This window comes from Planifilum fimeticola, from assembly GCF_003001905.1.
Lineage (GTDB): Bacteria > Bacillota > Bacilli > Thermoactinomycetales > DSM-44946 > Planifilum > Planifilum fimeticola.
Map to the genome: position 1 here is coordinate 95,255 of NZ_PVNE01000007.1, position 18,783 is coordinate 114,037.

At 54.9% G+C, this 18,783-nt stretch carries 11 protein-coding genes and 1 pseudogene; 6 read left to right on the top strand and 6 right to left on the bottom strand.

All coding sequences use genetic code 11. From position 1 onward, the window contains the following. Positions 1 to 105 precede the first annotated feature (105 nt). On the bottom strand, positions 106 to 1,854 hold the full coding sequence (locus tag CLV97_RS06305; protein ID WP_106344677.1) for a sigma 54-interacting transcriptional regulator: 1,749 nt from the start codon (positions 1,852 to 1,854) through the stop codon (positions 106 to 108). A gap of 376 nt (positions 1,855 to 2,230) precedes the next feature. Here CLV97_RS06305 and CLV97_RS06310 point away from each other — a divergent pair, with 376 nt between their 5' ends. The 6 genes and pseudogenes from CLV97_RS06310 to abc-f all read left to right on the top strand — a co-directional run bounded on the left by CLV97_RS06310 (position 2,231) and on the right by abc-f (position 9,903). Beyond that, a complete protein-coding gene (locus tag CLV97_RS06310; RefSeq protein WP_106344678.1) occupies positions 2,231 to 3,265 on the top strand; it encodes a nucleotidyltransferase family protein in 1,035 nt (344 codons plus the stop codon). Beyond that, positions 3,262 to 4,458: a glycosyltransferase family 4 protein gene (locus CLV97_RS06315; protein WP_106344679.1), complete on the top strand. Its 1,197-nt coding sequence runs from the start codon at positions 3,262 to 3,264 to the stop codon at positions 4,456 to 4,458. Before CLV97_RS06310 ends, CLV97_RS06315 begins: the two co-directional genes overlap by 4 nt. Then, the gene (locus CLV97_RS06320; RefSeq protein WP_245891398.1) at positions 4,391 to 5,560 is read left to right on the top strand and encodes a glycosyl transferase; all 1,170 of its coding nucleotides are present in this window, start codon (positions 4,391 to 4,393) and stop codon (positions 5,558 to 5,560) included. Before CLV97_RS06315 ends, CLV97_RS06320 begins: the two co-directional genes overlap by 68 nt. Then, complete coding sequence (locus CLV97_RS06325; RefSeq protein WP_106344681.1) at positions 5,535 to 6,953, top strand: phosphomannomutase/phosphoglucomutase; 1,419 nt, start codon at positions 5,535 to 5,537, stop codon at positions 6,951 to 6,953. The genes CLV97_RS06320 and CLV97_RS06325 overlap by 26 nt, the downstream gene beginning before the upstream one ends. A 44-nt stretch (positions 6,954 to 6,997) precedes the next feature. Then, positions 6,998 to 7,969 carry a type I phosphomannose isomerase catalytic subunit gene (locus CLV97_RS06330; protein WP_245891399.1) on the top strand — a complete coding sequence of 324 codons (972 nt, stop codon included), beginning with the start codon at positions 6,998 to 7,000 and terminating at the stop codon, positions 7,967 to 7,969. Positions 7,970 to 8,272: 303 nt separating this feature from the next. Then, a pseudogene (gene abc-f / locus CLV97_RS18920) lies at positions 8,273 to 9,903 on the top strand (ribosomal protection-like ABC-F family protein). A 97-nt stretch (positions 9,904 to 10,000) separates the two neighbouring features. On the opposite strand, the gene CLV97_RS06340 reads toward abc-f, so the two are convergent. The 5 genes from CLV97_RS06340 to uxuA form a co-directional block, all read right to left on the bottom strand. Continuing rightward, positions 10,001 to 12,382, bottom strand: a complete 2,382-nt coding sequence (locus CLV97_RS06340; protein WP_106344682.1) for a pPIWI_RE module domain-containing protein — start codon at positions 12,380 to 12,382, stop codon at positions 10,001 to 10,003. A 13-nt stretch (positions 12,383 to 12,395) separates the two neighbouring features. Further along, a complete protein-coding gene (locus tag CLV97_RS06345) occupies positions 12,396 to 15,491 on the bottom strand; it encodes a pPIWI_RE_Z domain-containing protein (protein ID WP_106344683.1) in 3,096 nt (1,031 codons plus the stop codon). Next, positions 15,488 to 16,561, bottom strand: a complete 1,074-nt coding sequence (locus tag CLV97_RS06350) for a restriction endonuclease-related protein (RefSeq protein WP_106344684.1) — start codon at positions 16,559 to 16,561, stop codon at positions 15,488 to 15,490. The genes CLV97_RS06345 and CLV97_RS06350 overlap by 4 nt, the downstream gene beginning before the upstream one ends. A 321-nt stretch (positions 16,562 to 16,882) precedes the next feature. Continuing rightward, a complete protein-coding gene (locus tag CLV97_RS06355; protein ID WP_106344712.1) occupies positions 16,883 to 17,536 on the bottom strand; it encodes a bifunctional 2-keto-4-hydroxyglutarate aldolase/2-keto-3-deoxy-6-phosphogluconate aldolase in 654 nt (217 codons plus the stop codon). An 89-nt stretch (positions 17,537 to 17,625) separates the two neighbouring features. Continuing rightward, the gene (gene uxuA / locus CLV97_RS06360; RefSeq protein WP_106344713.1) at positions 17,626 to 18,693 is read right to left on the bottom strand and encodes a mannonate dehydratase; all 1,068 of its coding nucleotides are present in this window, start codon (positions 18,691 to 18,693) and stop codon (positions 17,626 to 17,628) included. Positions 18,694 to 18,783: the final 90 nt, after the last annotated feature.

The window sequence follows — 18,783 nt, forward strand, 5'->3', positions numbered from 1 at the left end:
TTTAAGCAAATCTCATGCCACGGGGAAAATGCTCTTCATCCCTCCCGTTTCCCGCGCACGGCTTAAAAAAAGCAAGTCGGTTTCGGCTTATAAACCGAAACCGACTTACGAGAGCCCCTTTTCCCGGATTCCGTATTTGTAAGCCTTCCGCATCGCCGTGGACTGGCTGATCCCCAGATGCTTCGCCACCTGATAGGAGCTGTGGTGCCGCCTGTAGGCCTCGGCCAAAATGGACCGCTCCAGGTGGGACAAAATGTCGTTCAGGGAATCGAAGGAGCGGTTCAATCCGGACAGATCGTAGGTTTCCCCGTTGATCTCCGGAACCTTTCTGCCTCCGTCCGCGGGGGACGGACCGCTTCGACCTTCCCGGATCTCCGGGATGTGCTCCGGCCGGATCGCATCCTCCGGACAGGTGATCACCAGCCGTTCCACCATATTGGCCAGCTCCCGGACGTTTCCCGGCCAGTCATACCGCTCCAGTTTCTCGAAAACCTCCGGGACGAAGTAGCAGGATCGGCGATATTTGCGGTTGAACTTGTCCAGATAGTGGACGAGCAGGGGCTTGATATCCTTCCTTCTCCGTCGGAGGGGAGGAATTTCGATGGGCACCACGCTGATGCGGTAATAGAGGTCCTCCCGGAACTGGCCCCTTTGCACCATCTCCTTCAAATCCCGGTTCGTCGCCGCGATGATCCTCACGTTGACCGGAATCGACCGGACCCCTCCCACCCTCCGAATCTTCTTCTCCTGAAGCACCTGCAGGAGCTTGACCTGCATCGACAGGGGCAGCTCCCCGATCTCATCCAGGAGGAGGGTGCCGTTTTCGGCGATCTCAAACATGCCCGGTTTTCCCTCCCTCCGGGCACCGGTGAAGGCGCCCCCCTCGTAACCGAATAATTCCGATTCGATCAGTTCTTCCGGGATCGCTCCGCAGTTGACGGTGATGAAGGACCCGCTTTCGTAACGGCTGCTGTTTTTGTGAATCAGCCGGGCGAACACTTCCTTTCCCACCCCGGATTCCCCCAGCAAAAGCACCGTGGCGTCCGTTCCGGCCACCCGCATCGCCAGGTGGTACGCCTGTTGCATCACCACGTCGTTCATGACGACGGAGGGTTCCTCTTTCAGATACAACTTTCTCAATTCGGACAGTTCTTTGCGGTACCTCTCCGAGCGCTTCCGCGTCTCGTCCAACTCGTCCCGAAGACGGTTCAGTTCCGTCACGTCCCGGATATTGGTGATCACGCGCACAATCCGGCCCTCTTCGTCGCAGATGGGGCTGCCAGTGATGATGAGCACCTTTCCGTGTTTGTTCTCCTGCACGGTGCTGACCGTCCTCCCGGTCTTCAGCACTTCCAGCGTGACGGACTTCTTCAGAATCCCCCGCTTTTCCAGATAGCGGACATCCTTGCCGATGTAATACTCCTTGGGAATGCCCGTCAGCCTTTCAATGGCCGAATTGGTATGGAGGGTGATTCCGTTGTGATCCGTGATGTAGATGCAGTCATAGGAGTTTTCGAGCAGGGTGTCCAGATCCAACCCGCTGGAGGACGGAGGGGGAGCGCTCGGTTTGATGGCCACCTGTTCCAGCGAATAGAGAATCCAACCCTCCGGCTCTTCCAAGGTGCTGTAGCGAACGCGGTACTCCTTGCCGCCGATCCGTTGAACCCCCGGATGCTCCTCGGAAGAAGTCGCTTGAATGAACGACACCCAGGACGAATGCTCCGCGATCTGCTCCTCGCACAGCCGGAGCAATTCCCCGTTTCCGTACCGGATCCTGCCCGCATCGTCCACCACCGCCATGGGGCAGGGAGTCTGGTTCCACAGGTGCTGCCAATCGAGTTGTTGCTCAGCCATCACTTACCCCCTCGCAAACGGAATTTTCCACGGCCCCATCCCCTCGCCGGAAACGGGCATCAGGTAACATACTTCCCTATTCTTTTATCTGTCTCCTTTTTTTTCGCAAAAAATGCCCCCTCCCTGCCGCTTCTTCCGCCAACGGATTTCCGTCCAATCACCCGTCATCCGGCCGGGCTTGTCATTTCCAAGTCTTTCAAGTATGATATAAATGTGTTTGTTATCAGCCACTGAACGCGAGTGCTAACAACTCCGCTTTTCCTCCGCATCGTTCCGTCTTCGCACCTTTTCTCTCTGTCCACTCATCTCTTTGCAACTCTCATTCGTCTCTTTGTTGGCATAGAAATCCGATTTCTATCCAATGGGGGGATGCATGATGCAAGCGTTGCTGTTGGCAGGGGGATTGGGCACGAGACTGAGACCTCTGACGGAACACCTCCCCAAACCCATGGCACCGGTGGTCAACCGGCCATGGCTCGAACACCTCCTCAAGCACCTCCGATCGCAAGGCCTCTCCGACTTTGTCATCGCCGTCAAGCACAACGCGGACATCATCCGGAATCACTTCGGTGACGGCCGCCGTCTCGGAGTAACCATCGCTTACAGCCAGGAGCCCGAACTGCTCGGCACGGCGGGGGCGATCAAGCACGCGGAACCGCTGCTTTCGGCCGATCGGTTCATCGTGGTCAACGCGGACATCATTCACCATGTGGACCTGATGCCTCTCTTGGAATTTCATCGTTCCTCCGGCGCGATGGTCACGATTGGCTTGACGGAAGTCGAAGACCCTTCCCAATACGGAGTGGTTCAACAAACCCCTTCCGGGCGGATCCTTCGGTTCGTGGAAAAACCCCCTCGGCACGAGGCTCCTTCCAACCGGATCAACGCAGGGATCTATGTGATGGAAAAAGAGACCCTCTCTTGGATTCCCGCCGGACGAGCGGTTTCCATCGAACGGGAAACCTTCCCGCTCCTGATCCGCAAGGGACTGCCGGTCTACGGCTGTGCGGTCCGCGGCTACTGGCTGGACATGGGAACCCACGACCGCTATCTCGCCCTGCACCGGGATGCCCTCGACGGCAAAATCGGGCTTCAGCTTCCCTATCCGATGAAGGCGGAGGGAGTCTGGATCGGCGAGGACACCCACATCTCCAGCCACGCGAAGCTGATTCCACCCGTCGTCATCGGCCGCGGAACGAGGGTGGAGCGCGGAGCGGTCCTCGGACCCTACGCGGTGCTGGGTGAGGGCGTGACGGTTCAAGCGGACAGCCGCTGTGCCCATGCCGTCGTCCTGCCGGGAACCCGTCTCGAAGGAAACCGCGTGTTCCGACACGCCGTCGTCGCCCCCGACTTCATGGTCACAACCCGCCTTCCCGGCGATCTCATCCGCCAAGGAGTGATGCAGCCATGATCCACCCGGCCTATGTCAGCACCTACGTGCCAAAACGGTGCGGACTCGCCACCTACACCCATCATCTCCGAACCTACGTCCGCAAAGCGCACCGAGGGGAGGGCTCAGAGCCGGTCGATACGGTGATCGCCGTCGTCGATCCCGAAGAACCCTTAGATTACGACCCCTCGCTGCGGCTGATCCGACGAGACATCCGCGAAGATTACCGCGATACGGCCCGGCGCTTGAACGACAGCCCGGTCACCGTCGTTTCGCTCCAACACGAGTTCGGCATCTTCGGCGGCGACGCCGGCGAATACGTGCTCGACTTCGTGCGGGAGCTCCACAAGCCCCTGGTCACCACCTTTCACACCGTCTTCCATTCCCCCCGGGAACCCTACCGCAGCGTTCAGGAGGAAATCGCCCGGCGGAGCGACCGCATCCTGGTCATGAACCGGCACGCCGTCGATCGGTTGGCGGATCAATACCGGGTACCGAAAGACAAATGCGTGTACATCCCCCACGGCACCCCGTCACCGGTGCCGGAACAGCGCGAATCAATGCGCGCAAAGCTCGGTTGGTCGAACCGGCGGGTGCTGATGACCTTCGGGTTGCTCAGCCCCAACAAGGGGATGGAGATGATCCTCCAAGCCCTGCCGGAGGTGGTTCGCCGCCTCCCCGACGTCCTGTACGCCATCGTGGGCCAAACCCATCCCCAGGTGAAAAAAGCGGAGGGGGAAGCCTACCGCGAACGCCTCAGGGACATGATCCGGGAGCAGAACCTGGACCGCCATGTGGTGATGATCGACCGCTACCTCTCCGAATCCGAATTGGTGCACACCATCATGGCATGCGACTTATACGTCACTCCCTACCCCGGAATGGAACAGATCACGAGCGGCACGCTGGCCTACGCGGTGGGATTGGGCAGACCCGTCCTGAGCACGCCCTATGCTTACGCGCGGGACTTGCTCGGCCCCTACCCCGAACTGCTCATCCCGTACGGTGACGCGGATGCCTGGGCCCGAGCCCTCATCGCCCACCTGTCCGATACCGGCAAATTGCGGGAGTGGGAGCGGAAAATCCGGGAGATCGGACGCGAGATGAATTGGCCCCGCGTCGGCGAGCGACACCTGCGGCTGTTCGGTGAGCTGTCTCATCCCCGCAGTTCCGATGCGGGCGGCAGCCGGAGCATCGCATCCGCTTCCCGTTAAACTGACCCATCTGAGACGGCTCACCGACGATACGGGAATCATCGAACACGGCATCGGGAAAATCCCCCGCCGGAAGGAGGGCTACTCCACCGACGACAATGCCCGGGCCCTTTGGGCCTGCGTCGAATGGGGAAAAATCGCCCGGCGGGGCAGGGATGCCGAAGCGGCGGAACAGCTCGCCCGCCTGTCCGACACGTACCTGGCCTTCCTGGCCTGGGTTCAAAAAGAGGACGGGCATTTCCACAACAACGTCGCGTACAACCGCCGGTGGGAAGAGGAGGAACCGTCGGACGACTGCCTGGGGCGCACGCTGTGGTCCACGGCGACCGCCGCGTTGTGGGATCCCGACGGCGACCGTTCCCGCATCGCCCAGCACTTGTGCCGGACGGGTTTTCGCGCCGCCGATCGCCTCCGGCACCCCCGGGGCATCGCCTTCGCCCTTTCGGCGGCCAGTCTGCTCGTGCGCGAAGCGGAAGCCAATCCCCGGCTCGAATCTTCATTCCGGGATTGGGTTTTGCGTAATCTGCCGGCGGCTGCCGGCCGTCTGGGAAAAGCGCTGCTCTTGTGGTACCGGCATCATTCCGGGCCGGGATGGCGATGGTTTGAGGAGATCATGACCTACAGCAACGGCGTCTTCCCCTGGGCCCTGTTTCAGTGGCACAGGACCTTCCCGTCCCGGGAGGCGGAACAAATCGCTCGGGAGAGCCTCGATTTTCTGATCGACAAAATGACGTCCCCCGAAGGATTCATTCGGCCCGTCGGAAACCGGGGATGGTGCACCCGGAAGAAGAACAGCCAATGGGACCAGCAGCCGGTGGAAGTGTTGAAGTTGGCCATGGCCTGCGAGCAGGGCCTTGCGTCGACCGGAGATGCGGTCTACCGGGCCGTGCTGGAAAAATGTCGGGCGTGGTTCCACGGCGACAATGACCTCCGGGTGCCGATGGCCGACCCGTCGGACGGTTCCTGTTGCGACGGCTTGACGGAAGGGGGGCCCAACCGCAATCGGGGGGCCGAGTCCACCCTGGCCTATTTGCTGACGGAAGCCATATTCCACAAGACGCGGGAGGGAAAGCACCATGAGCGCGATGATGAAACCTGCTGACCGAATCGCACCGCACGTGTTTCGGGAATATGACATCCGGGGCATCGTCGGGGAAGAGATCCACGAATTCTTCGCCTATTGGCTGGGCCGTGCCTTTGCCCGCCGGGTGCGCGCCGAAGGGCAGCATTCGGTGGTGGTCGGCCGCGACAACCGAAAGAGTTCCCCCGCCCTCGCCCGGGCGGTCACCGCGGGACTCGTCCAGGAAGGGTGCGAAGTGATGGACATCGGGGAAGTCACTTCGCCCATGTTCTACTTCGGCCTGGAACACCTGGATGTCCCCTCCGGCATCATGATCACGGCCAGCCACAACCCGCCCGATGAAAACGGGTTCAAGGTGGCGCAAAACAAGACGACCCTGTATGGCAACGCCGTCAAAAACCTGTACAATGAAATGGTGGGTGTGGCCGCGGAAACCGGTCTCGAACCGGAAATCGCCCAAACCTCCCCTTCCAGATCGGTGGACCTTCGTACGCCCTACCTCGACATGCTGCAGGAAAAAATCCGGCTCGACGGCCGGCCGTTGAAAGTGGTCGTGGATTGCGGCAACGGAACCGCCTCTTCCTTCGCGCCGGAAGCTTTGGAGCGCTGGGGTTGTGAAGTGATTCCCCTTTACTGCACGTCGGATCCGACCTTTCCGAACCACCATCCGGATCCCGTCGATCCGAAGAACCTCACGGATCTCATCCGGACGGTGAAGGAGACGGGAGCGGACCTGGGCATCGCCTTTGACGGCGACGGCGACCGCCTCGGAGTGGTGGACGAAACGGGCCGCATCCGCTGGGGGGATCAGCTGATGATCCTCTACTGGCGGGAAATCCTGCCGAAATATCCGGGATGCGACGCATGGGTCGAAGTGAAATGTTCCCAGGCGCTGGTGGAAGAAATCAAGCGGCTCGGGGGCAACCCCCGTTTCCACCGCACCGGGCATTCCCACGTCAAAGCGACGTTGCGGCGGACCCGGGCGCCCTTCGCGGGGGAGATGTCAGGGCACCTGTTCTTCAACGACGAATACTACGGGTTTGACGACGCGCTGTACGCCGCGGGGCGGCTGCTGCGAATCCTGTCCCGAAAAAAGCGCCCCCTTTCCGCCCTGTTTGCGGACGTGCCGCAGTACCACGCCACGTCGGAGACGCGGGTGCCCTGTGAAGAAGCGAAGAAAGCATCGGTGATCGAGCAGGTGAAGGCCCATTTCGCGAAGAAATACCCGATTGTCGAGGTGGATGGCGCCCGGATTCAATTCCCCTCCGGGTGGGCTTTGGTGCGCAGTTCCAATACCCAGCCGATTCTCGTGCTCAGGGCCGAAGCGGACAGCACCGAACGGCTGGTCGAGATCAAACGGGAAGTGGAAAGCGTCATCCGCCGCTGCGGCATCACCGCTCCCATTCCGTGGTGACGACGTGCGCACGCAGACGGACCAAACATCGAAAGGTGGTATCGATGAACAAGATGGAACCGGTCAAATTCACCCCCCTTGCCGTACCGCGGATCTGGGGCGGTCACCGGCTGAAATCCTGGTTCGACACCGAAACGGAAGAGCCGATCGGCGAATACTGGCTCATCTCCAGCCATCCCAACGGGACCAGCGTCGTTGAGGGAGGACCCTTCCGGGGAAAAACCCTGAACGATCTCGTGCGGGATTATCCGGAAGCCTATCTCGGCTCCAGCCCGCAGCCCCGGTTTCCCCTCCTGATCAAATTGATCGAAGCGGCGCAGGATCTGTCCGTCCAGGTGCATCCGGACGACGAATACGCCCGCAAAGCGGAAGCGGATTTCGGAAAGACCGAGGCCTGGTACGTGCTGGACTGCCCGGAGGACGGTCGCGTCATCTACGGCCACCGCTTTTCGTCACGGCGGGAGTATCTCCAGGCGGTGGAAAAAAAGCGGGTAAAGGATTATCTGGAGTACGCCCCCATCGCCCCGGGCAAGCTGGTGTTCGTCCCCTCGCGGACCCTGCACGCCCTGCTGGCCGGCACGACGGTGCTCGAAATCCAGCAGACCTCCGATGTCACCTACCGGGTGTACGACTGGGACCGCGTCGATGAACGGGGACGGGGGCGGGAACTGCACATCGACAAGGCGGCCGACGTCCTCCGGTACGATCGGCAGCCGGATCCCTTCCCGGAGCGGGCGGAGCTCTCCGCAGAGGGCGGCCTGCGCGGATCCCGTCTCGTCTCCTGCCCCTATTTCACCATCGACCGTTGGAACCTGGCTTCGGGACGCCATTCCTTCGACTTGGGACGCCAAAACAACCCGGACATCCTGATCGTGACGAAAGGAGAAGGGACCCTGCACTGGTCCGGCGGTGAAATGCCGCTTTCCCGCGGCGACGCCGCGATCGTCCCCGCCACCTTGTCCGGCTACGATGTTTCCTGTACGGCGGAGATGGAGCTGATCCGCACGTTCTATTGAAATTCCTCGGCGGGCGACTCCTCTTGAAAATCGGATGGAAAACATATAAAATTCATTTTACCTGAGCAAAGGAGGTGAAGGGAACGATGTGTACCGGTCGGATGGCTTGGTGGAACGAAATTTCCAATATTAACTATGGATTGGCCGCAAACGGGATTCGTGTGCCCTTTTTCAGCCATTCCACGACCGGTGCATGAGGAAGGTTCCCTTCACACGGATTGCGGCTTTTCAAGCTCACAACGACGACACCGCAGGTGAGGAAACCTTGCCTGCGGTTTTTTGTTTTTCAAGGAGGGTATATGGATGATCATTGCGGCCAATCGCGTGGGAAAAAACCTGGATGATCGATGGGTGCTGAGCGACGTGAGCTTTGTGATCGAACGGGGTGAACGGATCGGGCTGGTCGGTCCCAACGGATCGGGAAAAACGACGCTCCTCCGCCTCCTGGCGGGAGTGATGGCGCCGGACCGCGGAGAGGTGTTTTTGACCAAAGGGGCAAGGATCGGCTACCTGGAACAAATTCCCCAGGCGGACCCAAGGGCGACGGTCCTGGACGTGCTGCGCTCCCCCTTCGCGGAGCTGATGGAATTGGAACGGGAAATGGGGGAGCTCGCAAACCGGATGGCCGATTCCCGGCTCGATGAAAAGCGAATGGAACGGATCCTGAACCGGTACCAGGTTTGTCAGGAGGAATTCGAGAAGCGAGGCGGTTATGAGATGGAGACCCGAATCCGCCGGGTCGTACGCGGTCTCAATCTGCCGGAAGACGTTCCGGATCGTCCCTTTGCCGCCCTCAGCGGCGGGGAGAAGACCAAAGTCGGTCTGGCTCAGGTGTTGTTATCCGAGCCCGACCTGCTCCTGCTGGACGAACCCACCAACCATCTGGATCTTTCGGCGTTGGAATGGCTGGAGGATTTTTTGTCCCAATGGCGCGGGGCGGTGGTGGTCGTATCCCACGACCGCTATTTCCTGGATCGGGTCGCCAACCGGATCATCGATTTGGAAGACGGCAGATGCACCCTGTACCAGGGAAATTACACCCATTTCGTCAAGGAGAAGGAACAGCGCCTGCTGGCGGAATTCCAGGCTTATCGGGAACAACAGAAAAAGATCAAAAAGATGGAGGAAGCCATCAAGCGGTTGCGGGAGTGGGCCAACCGTTCCAACCCTCCCAGCGCCGGCCTTCACCGGCGGGCATCCAACATGGAAAAGGCGCTCAAGCGGATGGAGCTGCTGGAACGGCCGGTTTTGGAGCGGAAAAAATCGCCCTGAACTTCGGCCATCAAGAGCGAAGCGGGGAGATCGTGTTCCGGCTCGAAAACATTTTCAAGAATTACGGTCGGAAACCGGTCTTGAGGGGGGCAAATCTGACGGTGAAATTCGGCGAACGGGTGGCGGTGGTGGGAAAAAACGGGGCGGGAAAATCCACCCTTCTCCGCCTCCTGACGGGTGAGATCGCGCCGGACCGGGGTGAGGTATACATCGGACCGTCGGTCCAGGCGGGATATCTTTCCCAGCAGGGGTGGGAGGGGGACCCGGACATGACCGTGTTGGAAGCGTTCCGGGAAGAAGTCCCCGCGGATGCGGGCACGGCCCGGCAGATCCTCGACCGGTTCCTTTTCTACGGTCACTCCGTCTTCCGCAAGATGCGGGATCTGAGCGGAGGCGAGCGGATGCGCCTGCGGCTTGCCCAACTGATGCACCGGGATGTGAATGCGCTGATTCTGGATGAGCCGACCAACCATTTGGACATCGACTCCCGGGAGGTGTTGGAGGAGGCGCTCCGGGATTTTCGCGGCACCATCCTGGCCGTCTCCCATGACCGGTACTTTTTGAACCAGTTGTTCGCTCCCGTCTACTGGCTGGAAAACGGAACCCTGACCCGCTACGAGGGAAATTACGATGAAGCCAGGCGGAAACGGGCGGAGCGGTGAAGCTTTTTGATCCTGGCGAAACTTGATAAACGAAAGCGGATGCCCGTGAGCATCCGCTTTCTTGTTACCATGCCGAAGTTTTCACTTTATCGGCACATTATATCCTTACACGATCATTTTTAACGAGCCTTTGAACAGCGAGAAACGCCTCCAAATATTTTTTTGCCGCATTCAATCGGTGTACCGGTGCCGGATAAATCGTATGCTGATCATAGGTTAAATTGGCCTGTCGTAACAAGTGAAGCTGTCGCACGGCCTCTTCAGCCTCACCGGGGTCCCAATGTCCCACTGGCAAAATCTCCACCAGATTGGGTTGAAGCAGTAGCTCCGAAGAATCGGTAGCTTTCGTATACAAAACAGCCAGTTGATAGGTATCCGGTTTTTGACCCAGACTGTAATAAACACCGTCCTCAGAAAGGAACAGACCAGAACTGAATGTATAATCTTTCCCAGGTTTATCGTTATAATAAAGAGGAACATAGTACTCCGTCGTTATTCGCAAAATGCGGAGGCGGTTGCGTTGGTAATCAAGTTCCGGCCTCGTCAGGATCCAGTCTCCATTTATCAGGTGTTTATCCTGAACGGGAAAATATAACTTGGTCAAAGGAGTTCGATCAAAAACAACCGTCAGGGGCCTTTCCGTTTCCTGCAGAATTTGAAGGATGGTCCGTTCGATTTCGGGTTGTTTCTCTCTTGTCAGGCCATCTCTTTCGAGCCCCTGTTTCAAACCTCCCGCATCGGTAATAAAGTCGGGCAAAGCCCTCCAAGATCCGTCGTCTCCTTCCATACGGATCAAATAGCGATTACCGTCATAACGGGCGTATAATACGCGGCCCTCATTCAATTCGTGGGGTCGGAAGGCGGTAACAAACAACCAAACCCGTTCCCGATCCACTCCTTCAATCAGATGATGCGTATAGACCCCAAAATCGCTCAGCAGATCGAAAAAGGCGTTTTTCACCCTGTGTTCAAAATTTTCCTCATTATCGTCATGCAGAAATTGGGTGATCTGTCCGCATTCCGCAAAGGCAACCCGCAATGCATGTTTGGGATCGGCCTTCGGATTTTCCGACCAGGTTTTTTTCGGTTCGATCATCACCAACGCACCATGCGCTTTACCCCATTTTGTTATCATCTTTTTCATTTTGCGAAGGGTTCGGTGAGGATGGTTGATATCCACATCCTGGACGACACCGCTGTCCGGACAATATCTCAACTCCACCACCGTTTCAGGTCCGCTGGCACGCAGTTTGTACACACAATCATCCTGTTTTGCGAAATAGTCGGTCAATCCTTCAATTTGTTCAACTAAACTCTGAAATACAGAATCGGTCGTGTGACAATCGATCCGTAAACGACTTTCTTCAGACTCGGTTACAGTCATAGGGAAGTTCTTTTTTACGATTCGTTTTGTTTTTACTTCCTTAAGCGGTTGTAACGGTTCCAATTCCGGAAAAACTTCTTGGAAAAGATCAAACAGTTGCTTTCTCTCCGAAAGCCCCATCCCGCCTTTGGCCACTTTTTCATTGTAATAGGAAGAATAAAAAACAGGATTGTACAACAGTAATGCGCAAATATCTCCCTCCACATTTTGATATCTGGACGGCTCACTCAAAAGCGATTCCAATTCCAAAGGTTTGGAAAGAAAATAATTCAAGTATTCCGGTATCCAATCCTCTTTCCACTCCGCTGCAACTTCCTGTTTGGAGCTCTTGGTAATCGTTACCGGCACAAAGGGAGTTTTTCCTTGACTGTGAGACAAACGGATCAAAACCGTGCCATTTCTTTTAGGCGATAAACCCCTTTTGACAGGCACGGAAACGAAGCGATGAATTCGTGGATGGATGTACAGAAATTTCCTTCCGGGTTGGTTTGCGCGGGTTTCCACTGAAAAATAGACGGCATAGGAAAATCCTTTGTAGGGTTCAGTCATGCAGCCATATTTTCCGTTCAAAAAAACCGGATAAAACCGCAATTCCCCTTCAAACACCTGTTGTTTCGTCTTTCGCTTATACTTCATGACTCGGAAGGGTTTGTCGGATTCGGCAAAACGACGGGATAAATATGCGGGCAGCCAACTGTATATAGCGTCTTGATGATCCACCTTAGCCCAATCGATGCGGGACCACTCAACATCGGACGCATCGAAGGAGGCGGCCTTTCCAATCCGCTTGAAATGGCGGGTAAAATGCCGGGCAAGCACATCCGAGGGAATCGGTTGTTCAGCAACAAGTGCAGGCGTCTTTCCGGCAAGGGCCGAATCGTCGAAGCGGGTGTATAACAAGCCGGGATATAGTTGCATCAACTCCTCTCCCAAACTAGTCAAACCCGGCATTTTCACATGACTTCCTTCAGGACGCCCGGGCCAAATCATCTCACACCAAGAAGGGGGAAACTTTAAACCATAAACCGGTTGATCCGGCACAGGGGGGTGCGTCACGTCAAAGGCGAACAAATGCAATCGGTGTTGATTCGTCATGAATATTCACTCCTCATTTCCGACTTTCTTCGAATACAAGAGACTCCAACGAGGACAAGAAGGGGCCATATAACTCTTGGTAAAGCCAGTGATCCTTATAGGGATCAAACAATTGATGCCAAGACTGGAAAAGAGCGGGCTCCCCAGTACCGGAATCAAAGCTTGAATCGATATACAACAGCCGCGCAGGCATTCCTCCCCGGACAAGGCGGCCAGCCATTTGCCAAATCGGAACAAACAAATACCAAGCCAAGTCCAACCGCTCTTCATCGCTCAGATGCTTCCAGAAGTTTGGCTCGTCATGCATTTTCTCAAAAATGGCATGACAGATCTTGCGAAAACGGGAAAGTGCCTCTTTTCCGGACAACCCCTCACTTTGAACTTGTCGGATCAAAGAAGAGAGACGACTGTGGATAAATGAGAGAATGTAAGTGATATCCTGGGGAGGCGGATAAGGACGGCTGACAAATATAGCCGTGCCGAAAAGAGCTTTCCGATTCTCGTCGACCAGATTCACCCCGCGGTTCATGGCGGAAAGCGGAGTGATCAAGGCATCCACCTCTTTGGCCACTTCCATGAGGCGCGGACGGGTGACATGTATGGGATCTTTGATTTTCCGCGTTAACGATTTGATTCGCACCTGAAGCGGTGAACGGGAAAAAATCTCTTCCATCGCTTCGCTGTCGCGATAGGAATTGGTCACGATCATTACTCTTCTCTGATTCTTCCAATGATTTTTTTCCGCCTCGATCAACGAAGGCACCAGACGCGCCAATTCTTTGAGGGCTGCCCGCCTTTCCGACGGCTTCATTCCAGAAACACGAATAAGACGGCCCGCCGGATCAGTCAAGGGCAGAAACTCTTGGGTGATTTCCGAAGCCTTGTTGTCGGAAGTAATCAACCATTCCGGGGTCACGAACAAGAAAAAATGAACATTACGGGGAGCAAGGGTTGTTCCGGATAAGAGAATGACAGCAGGCCCCGGTCCGTCCCCTGCCGGCCGGAATAGATCAGGGAACCGGTAAAGAAGAATGCGACCGACAGTATTGTATTCAATCAATTTCATGACCAGGTTTTTAGAATCTTCTTCCTTAACTAGACGATAGCCATAACGGTACCCCAGCGTTGGCGTGGGCAGGTGGGGTAATAACGGGTTTTTCGCGGCACTGAAGGGAAGATCAACTTTCAGCTCTTCCACAAAAGAAAGCAACTGGGGATAACGTTCCGTTATATAATCCAAGCTGGATTCTAATCGGCACAGCCAGAGGTAAAACCTGCATTCCGCCTCGATATTCCTTATTTCGGGCTTTCCCAGAGTTTTATCGGGCACCGAACCCAGCAGTTGCTGAAGATCGATGTTTCCGTCGAGAAAATCTTCGAATCTCTGATACCAAACCGTACCGTTACGATGGCGCTCTTCCCATAATTCATTTCGGAAAGGTGAATGCTTCCAAGTCTCCAACACATCATAGAATGTTCTCAGGTCGACAGAGGGATTCCATCTCTCCAATGAGCATTTCACTTTATACTCCCACTGGAATTTAAAGGAGACACGGTTTCGCAAATATTCCTGAATTTTGGGGTGCTCTTTGATCAATTGGAACAGACAGCGTGTTGCATCGAGGGCACTATCACACCGCCTCAAATAATGCGTTAAAAAATGTCCTCCCGGTTCATACAGACCGTGTAAGGCATTGCGGATATCGCGAATGGTATTTTCAATGAGATGACCGCGATCTCCAAACAATTTTTCATCGCGAATAAACAACTCGTCAAAAGCTTTCTGAAGGGCATCCGCTTCATCGACAAACACCACATCCAACGCCTCATAAAACGCTTCATATAAAGTGGGGTTATCCGGACAAATTTGGGGAGGTATGCGGGTAAACACCAAACTGGCAGGCGTGGCGATCCACACGTCCGCTTGATCCAAAGTTGCTAGTTGCCGATACAGTCCGCATTCTGATGCCATGGGACAGGCATAACGCTTTTTCCTATCATTGCTTTTATACAAACGTTGGCAAGGATATCTGTTATTTATAGTTTCGTCTCCCGCAAGGGATTCAAGCAAACAAAGCGAAGACAAGTCGATCAGGCTGGAATCCGCTGCAATCTCTTCCAGTGTCAATCCCGGCCGGTCCAAATGTTCCCTTTCATGATCGATTCGCTGGCCCGTACCGATAATGGTGACCACAGAGAGATTGAGCGCGCGAAGTTCTTCGGCCCGTTTCAATATATTGGCTACGCTGCTTTCGATAAAACCAACCTTGGCTCCTTGTCGCTTTACCAGTTCATAAGCCACAGCCACCATCCATGTGGACTTTCCTGCGCCCAATCCTCCCAGAACATGTGTCAATCCGGTAAATTTCATGGATTTTTTAGCTTCTCCATTCAAGGGGACCAAGGACAACTTTTCCATCCGACCGGAATAATCAACCGGTTTTAAGCCGTTTTCTTCCCGAATGCGATCCATTTCCCTGCCCAACTTCGCCCAATCAAAATCGACTGGAAGGGTAAATGGACGTTTTATTCTGCGAGTGATCTCCATAGGCGAAGAAACAACAAAATCAGAAGGTATTCTTACAAAGTATTGGTCGTTTGTTTCCTCGCGATCGTATTGAAAACATTCACCCGACCGGGCCAAGGGGATTTTTCGCTTTCTGCGGGGAATGGCGGCAGAAAGAATCTTCTCGTATATTTTCTCTCTGTCTGAACAAACCACCGGAGAAACAGAGCGCGGGTGAAAACGTCCCGATTCATCCACTGTAAACAGGCGATATCGTTCCTCAACTTCGAGATATAATGAAAGGGCTTCTTCCCAAATGGCTTTGTTTTGAAACGAATAAACGAGCAACCGTAGGCGGCGAATCCGATCCACATCAGCCCTATTCGGGAGTACCAACTCCTCCCATCCTTTCAAAGCCGCCCACAAGTCCTTTGCAAGCCAATCACTGAGTCCACTGTGATATCCTCCGTACAGAGTGAATTCCACTTCAACAAACCGTCTCTTCCGGTGAAGCTCACCTCTCTCGACACCCAAATCGAGAGCATCAAAATACCCCTTTTTTCCGACCTCTTCGCACAATTGAAACAATTTCAGACGGTTCATGGCACCTCTCCTTCTTTCAGCAGTTGATACAGCTCATCCTCTTCACAAATATTCACCTGAAGTTCGATTCGATTGCGGACTCGATTTATGTAATCTTTATGGGCGTATTCCCTCGGAATTACAAACCAGGCATGGGTTCGGAACTCTTCCAATCTCTCAGATCCCAATCGTTCAATATAGGTTGCCAAATGAACGGGGCTTCGAAAGCATTTCACATCTAAGTAGATATTTCTGTGGTCCAGATAAACAGCAAGATCAAATCGATCCTGTTCCGGGTAACGTTCGATGCGATGGATCTTGCTTAAATTTTCGGCTATCCTTTTTTCAGGAATTCCAGGGATCAGGGTATAGCGGTGGATCCCCGGCCGAAGCCGGTAGACGCGTGTATCTTTCCCAAAAGGAAATGGCTCAGCCGTTTGTAGAGACCATTTGTTTGATCCTTCTAAATCAAAACACACATTGGCGTGGCCACAGCGCCACAATCCTGATTTTTTTAATAAACTCCAGCCGCAATAAGGACACTTTCTTGCCTGTTCCCACTCAGCAAAAGGCTCATAACAAGCTCTTATCTGCTGTTTCAAAAACTCATCCGAAAACGACGCGGCCATCTGATTCAACTCTTCTTCCGACACAACTGCCCATTCCGGATCTGACAGGAAACTTCGAAAAAGAACATAACCCTCTTGTTCGTTATTTTTGCGGCAATATTCAAGAACCTTTAACACTGTTAGTTCCTGATAATCTTCTGGTCTCCCGTATGCTTGTAAAAAATATTCGGAATCCCGGCTCCAACCGTTGTTCTCCCAAAGTGGAGCTTCTAAATCAATAAAATCTGCCGCCTCGGGCAACCATGTCTCAACAGGCTGCAGCATCGCCTCAACCCATTCATTTAAACCTATTAAAGGTTTTCTCCCTTTGTTAAGAAAATAGCGCGCCAATTGTCTCCGTGCATGAACAACAGAGTCCGGCATGGTAAATTCATCTTTTTTCAGCGCCTCATCTAAATGTTTTAGTCCAATTAATTGAACATATAAAATTCCTTGTATCTCGTCTTTCTGGAATTCCTGCATTAAATCACCCTTTAAGTCATCATTTTCTATCTACTATTTTAAACGAAAAAATACAAAAAACAACATTATTTTTGATAGTTCGAGAATCAATATATGCCCTGATAATTCTTAAAAAGGGTTGTGCCAAAGGTATCCGCACAACCCCATCTCTCTTTTTTTCTAATATTTCCAATGACTCGACCAGCCACTTTCGATCCTATTCGATCCTTCGGTGCAAGTGGTAATCCTTGAATCCAAATATATAACTCTTTCAATTTTCCAAATCCATTTGACCACCCACAATGAACACCTTAGAAACCATTCTTCAATACGAAGTGGGCTTCACCGACCCTTCTTCCCCCTGGCCATCTGGACCCGTTCCACATATTCGGCGGCGAGTTCCTTCACCCGCCGGAAATCCCCCTTCTCCGCCGGTGCGGTGAGGTGGCTGCCGACGCTCACGAAGTCGGCTCCGTTTTGAATCCAATCCTCCACATTGTCCAGGTCCACACCGCCCGACGGCATGATGGACACCTGGGGAAGCGGACCCTTGAGCGCCCGGATGACGGAAGGATCAAACGCCGCGCCCGGGAACAGCTTGATCACCTCCGACCCGCATTCCATCGCCCGGATGATTTCCGAAGCGCTCATACAGCCGGGAATATACGGGATCTGATAGCGATTGCAAAGGCGGGCCGTCTCCTCATCAAAGCCGGGACTGACCACGAACTGGGCGCCCGCCAGAATCGCGATCCGGGCCGTTTCGCTGTCGAGGACGGTGCCCGCACCCACGATCAATTCTCCGAAGGCATCCTCCTCACGCAAGCGGCGGATCACCCGGTCCGCACCCAGGATGGTGAAGGTGATCTCCACCGCGAACAACCCCGCCTCCCGGCAAGCCAAGGCCACGTTCTCCGCCGTTTCCGCCTTCTTGGTGCGAATGACGGCGACGACACCGAGTTCCGACAACCTCTGCAGGACCTTCCACTTTTTCACGACAATCCCCTCCTTCTGACTCAACCGTTGAGACAAAGAAATAGAAAAGGGCAGGTCGGTGCGGTGCCGACCGCCGCTTTTCGGTTCGATCAACCCAAACCGGCTCTCCCTTGATAGGAACTCCTCTCAAACCCTTCCCAAATACCTTTCAAATAGACCGCTCCCATCGCCCTGTCATACAAACCGTAACCCGGCCTCCCCGTTTCCCCCCAGATCATCCGCCCGTGATCCGGACGCATCGGGCCGTCAAATCCGACTTCCCAGAAAGCTTTCATCACCTCATACATATCCACCGAGCCCTCGGAAGAACAGTGTGCGATTTCCACAAAGGAGCGATGCCCGGTGATTTGAATGTTGCGGACATGAGCGAAATGAATCCTCCCTTTTCCTCCGAAAGTTCGAATCATGGCGGGAAGGTCGTTGTTTGGATCAGCCCCCAGGGAACCGGTACAAAACGTCAGGCCGTTACAAGGGCTGTCAACCAGACCGATCAATCGCTCCAGACTCTCCCGGGAAGTGATGATCCTCGGCAGTCCGAAAATCGACCAGGGGGGATCATCGGGATGGATGGCCATGCGGATTCCCAGCTCATCCGCCGTATCGATCACTTTGATGAGAAAATAGCGGAGGTGTTCCCACAGATCGTCTTCGGTCACCCCGCGGTACGCCTCCAGCAAGGCCCGCAACTCGCCTTTGTCGTAACTGGTGTCCCAGCCGGGCAACTCCAGCTCGCCGCGTAAGGGATCCATTTTTTGAGCGATTTCTTCGTCGTACGCCAGTGTCGAGGATCCGTCCGGCAGCCGAAAAGTCAAATCCGTACGAGTCCAGTCGAACACGGGCATGAAGTTGTAACAGACGACGGAAACCCCCGCCCGAGCCAGATTCCTCAATGTCCTCCGGAAATTTTCAATGTACCGATCTCTGCCCGATCCGCCCATCTTGATCTCCTCGTGGACCGGGACGCTTTCGATGGCCGCCAAGGTCAGCCCTTTTTCTTCAATCCGCCGTTTCAACGAGACGATTTTTTCGTACGGCCACTCTTCCCCTGCCGGTACATCGTAAACGGCGGACACCACACCGGTCACTCCGGGGATTTGACGAATGTGTTCCAGCGTGACGGGGTCCCCCTCCCCAAACCACCGAAACGACATTTGCACCCCCATCACCACACTTTCCACTCTTTTTCGTATCCGAAACAAAAACCAGTGAAACAAATCCCCTGCCGGAAAACCGGAGGGGAATCGCCT

Excerpts from the sequence above, each read along its gene's own strand:
- CLV97_RS06310 (WP_106344678.1), top strand. The coding sequence starts at position 2,231 with ATGCAAGCGTTGCTGTTGGCAGGGGGATTGGGCACGAGACTGAGACCT.
- CLV97_RS06325 (WP_106344681.1), top strand. The coding sequence starts at position 5,535 with ATGAGCGCGATGATGAAACCTGCTGACCGAATCGCACCGCACGTGTTT.
- CLV97_RS06330 (WP_245891399.1), top strand. The coding sequence starts at position 6,998 with ATGAACAAGATGGAACCGGTCAAATTCACCCCCCTTGCCGTACCGCGG.
- CLV97_RS06305 (WP_106344677.1), bottom strand. The coding sequence starts at position 1,854 with ATGGCTGAGCAACAACTCGATTGGCAGCACCTGTGGAACCAGACTCCC.
- CLV97_RS06315 (WP_106344679.1), top strand. The coding sequence starts at position 3,262 with ATGATCCACCCGGCCTATGTCAGCACCTACGTGCCAAAACGGTGCGGA.
- CLV97_RS06350 (WP_106344684.1), bottom strand. The coding sequence starts at position 16,561 with ATGCAGGAATTCCAGAAAGACGAGATACAAGGAATTTTATATGTTCAA.
- CLV97_RS06345 (WP_106344683.1), bottom strand. The coding sequence starts at position 15,491 with ATGAACCGTCTGAAATTGTTTCAATTGTGCGAAGAGGTCGGAAAAAAG.
- CLV97_RS06340 (WP_106344682.1), bottom strand. The coding sequence starts at position 12,382 with ATGACGAATCAACACCGATTGCATTTGTTCGCCTTTGACGTGACGCAC.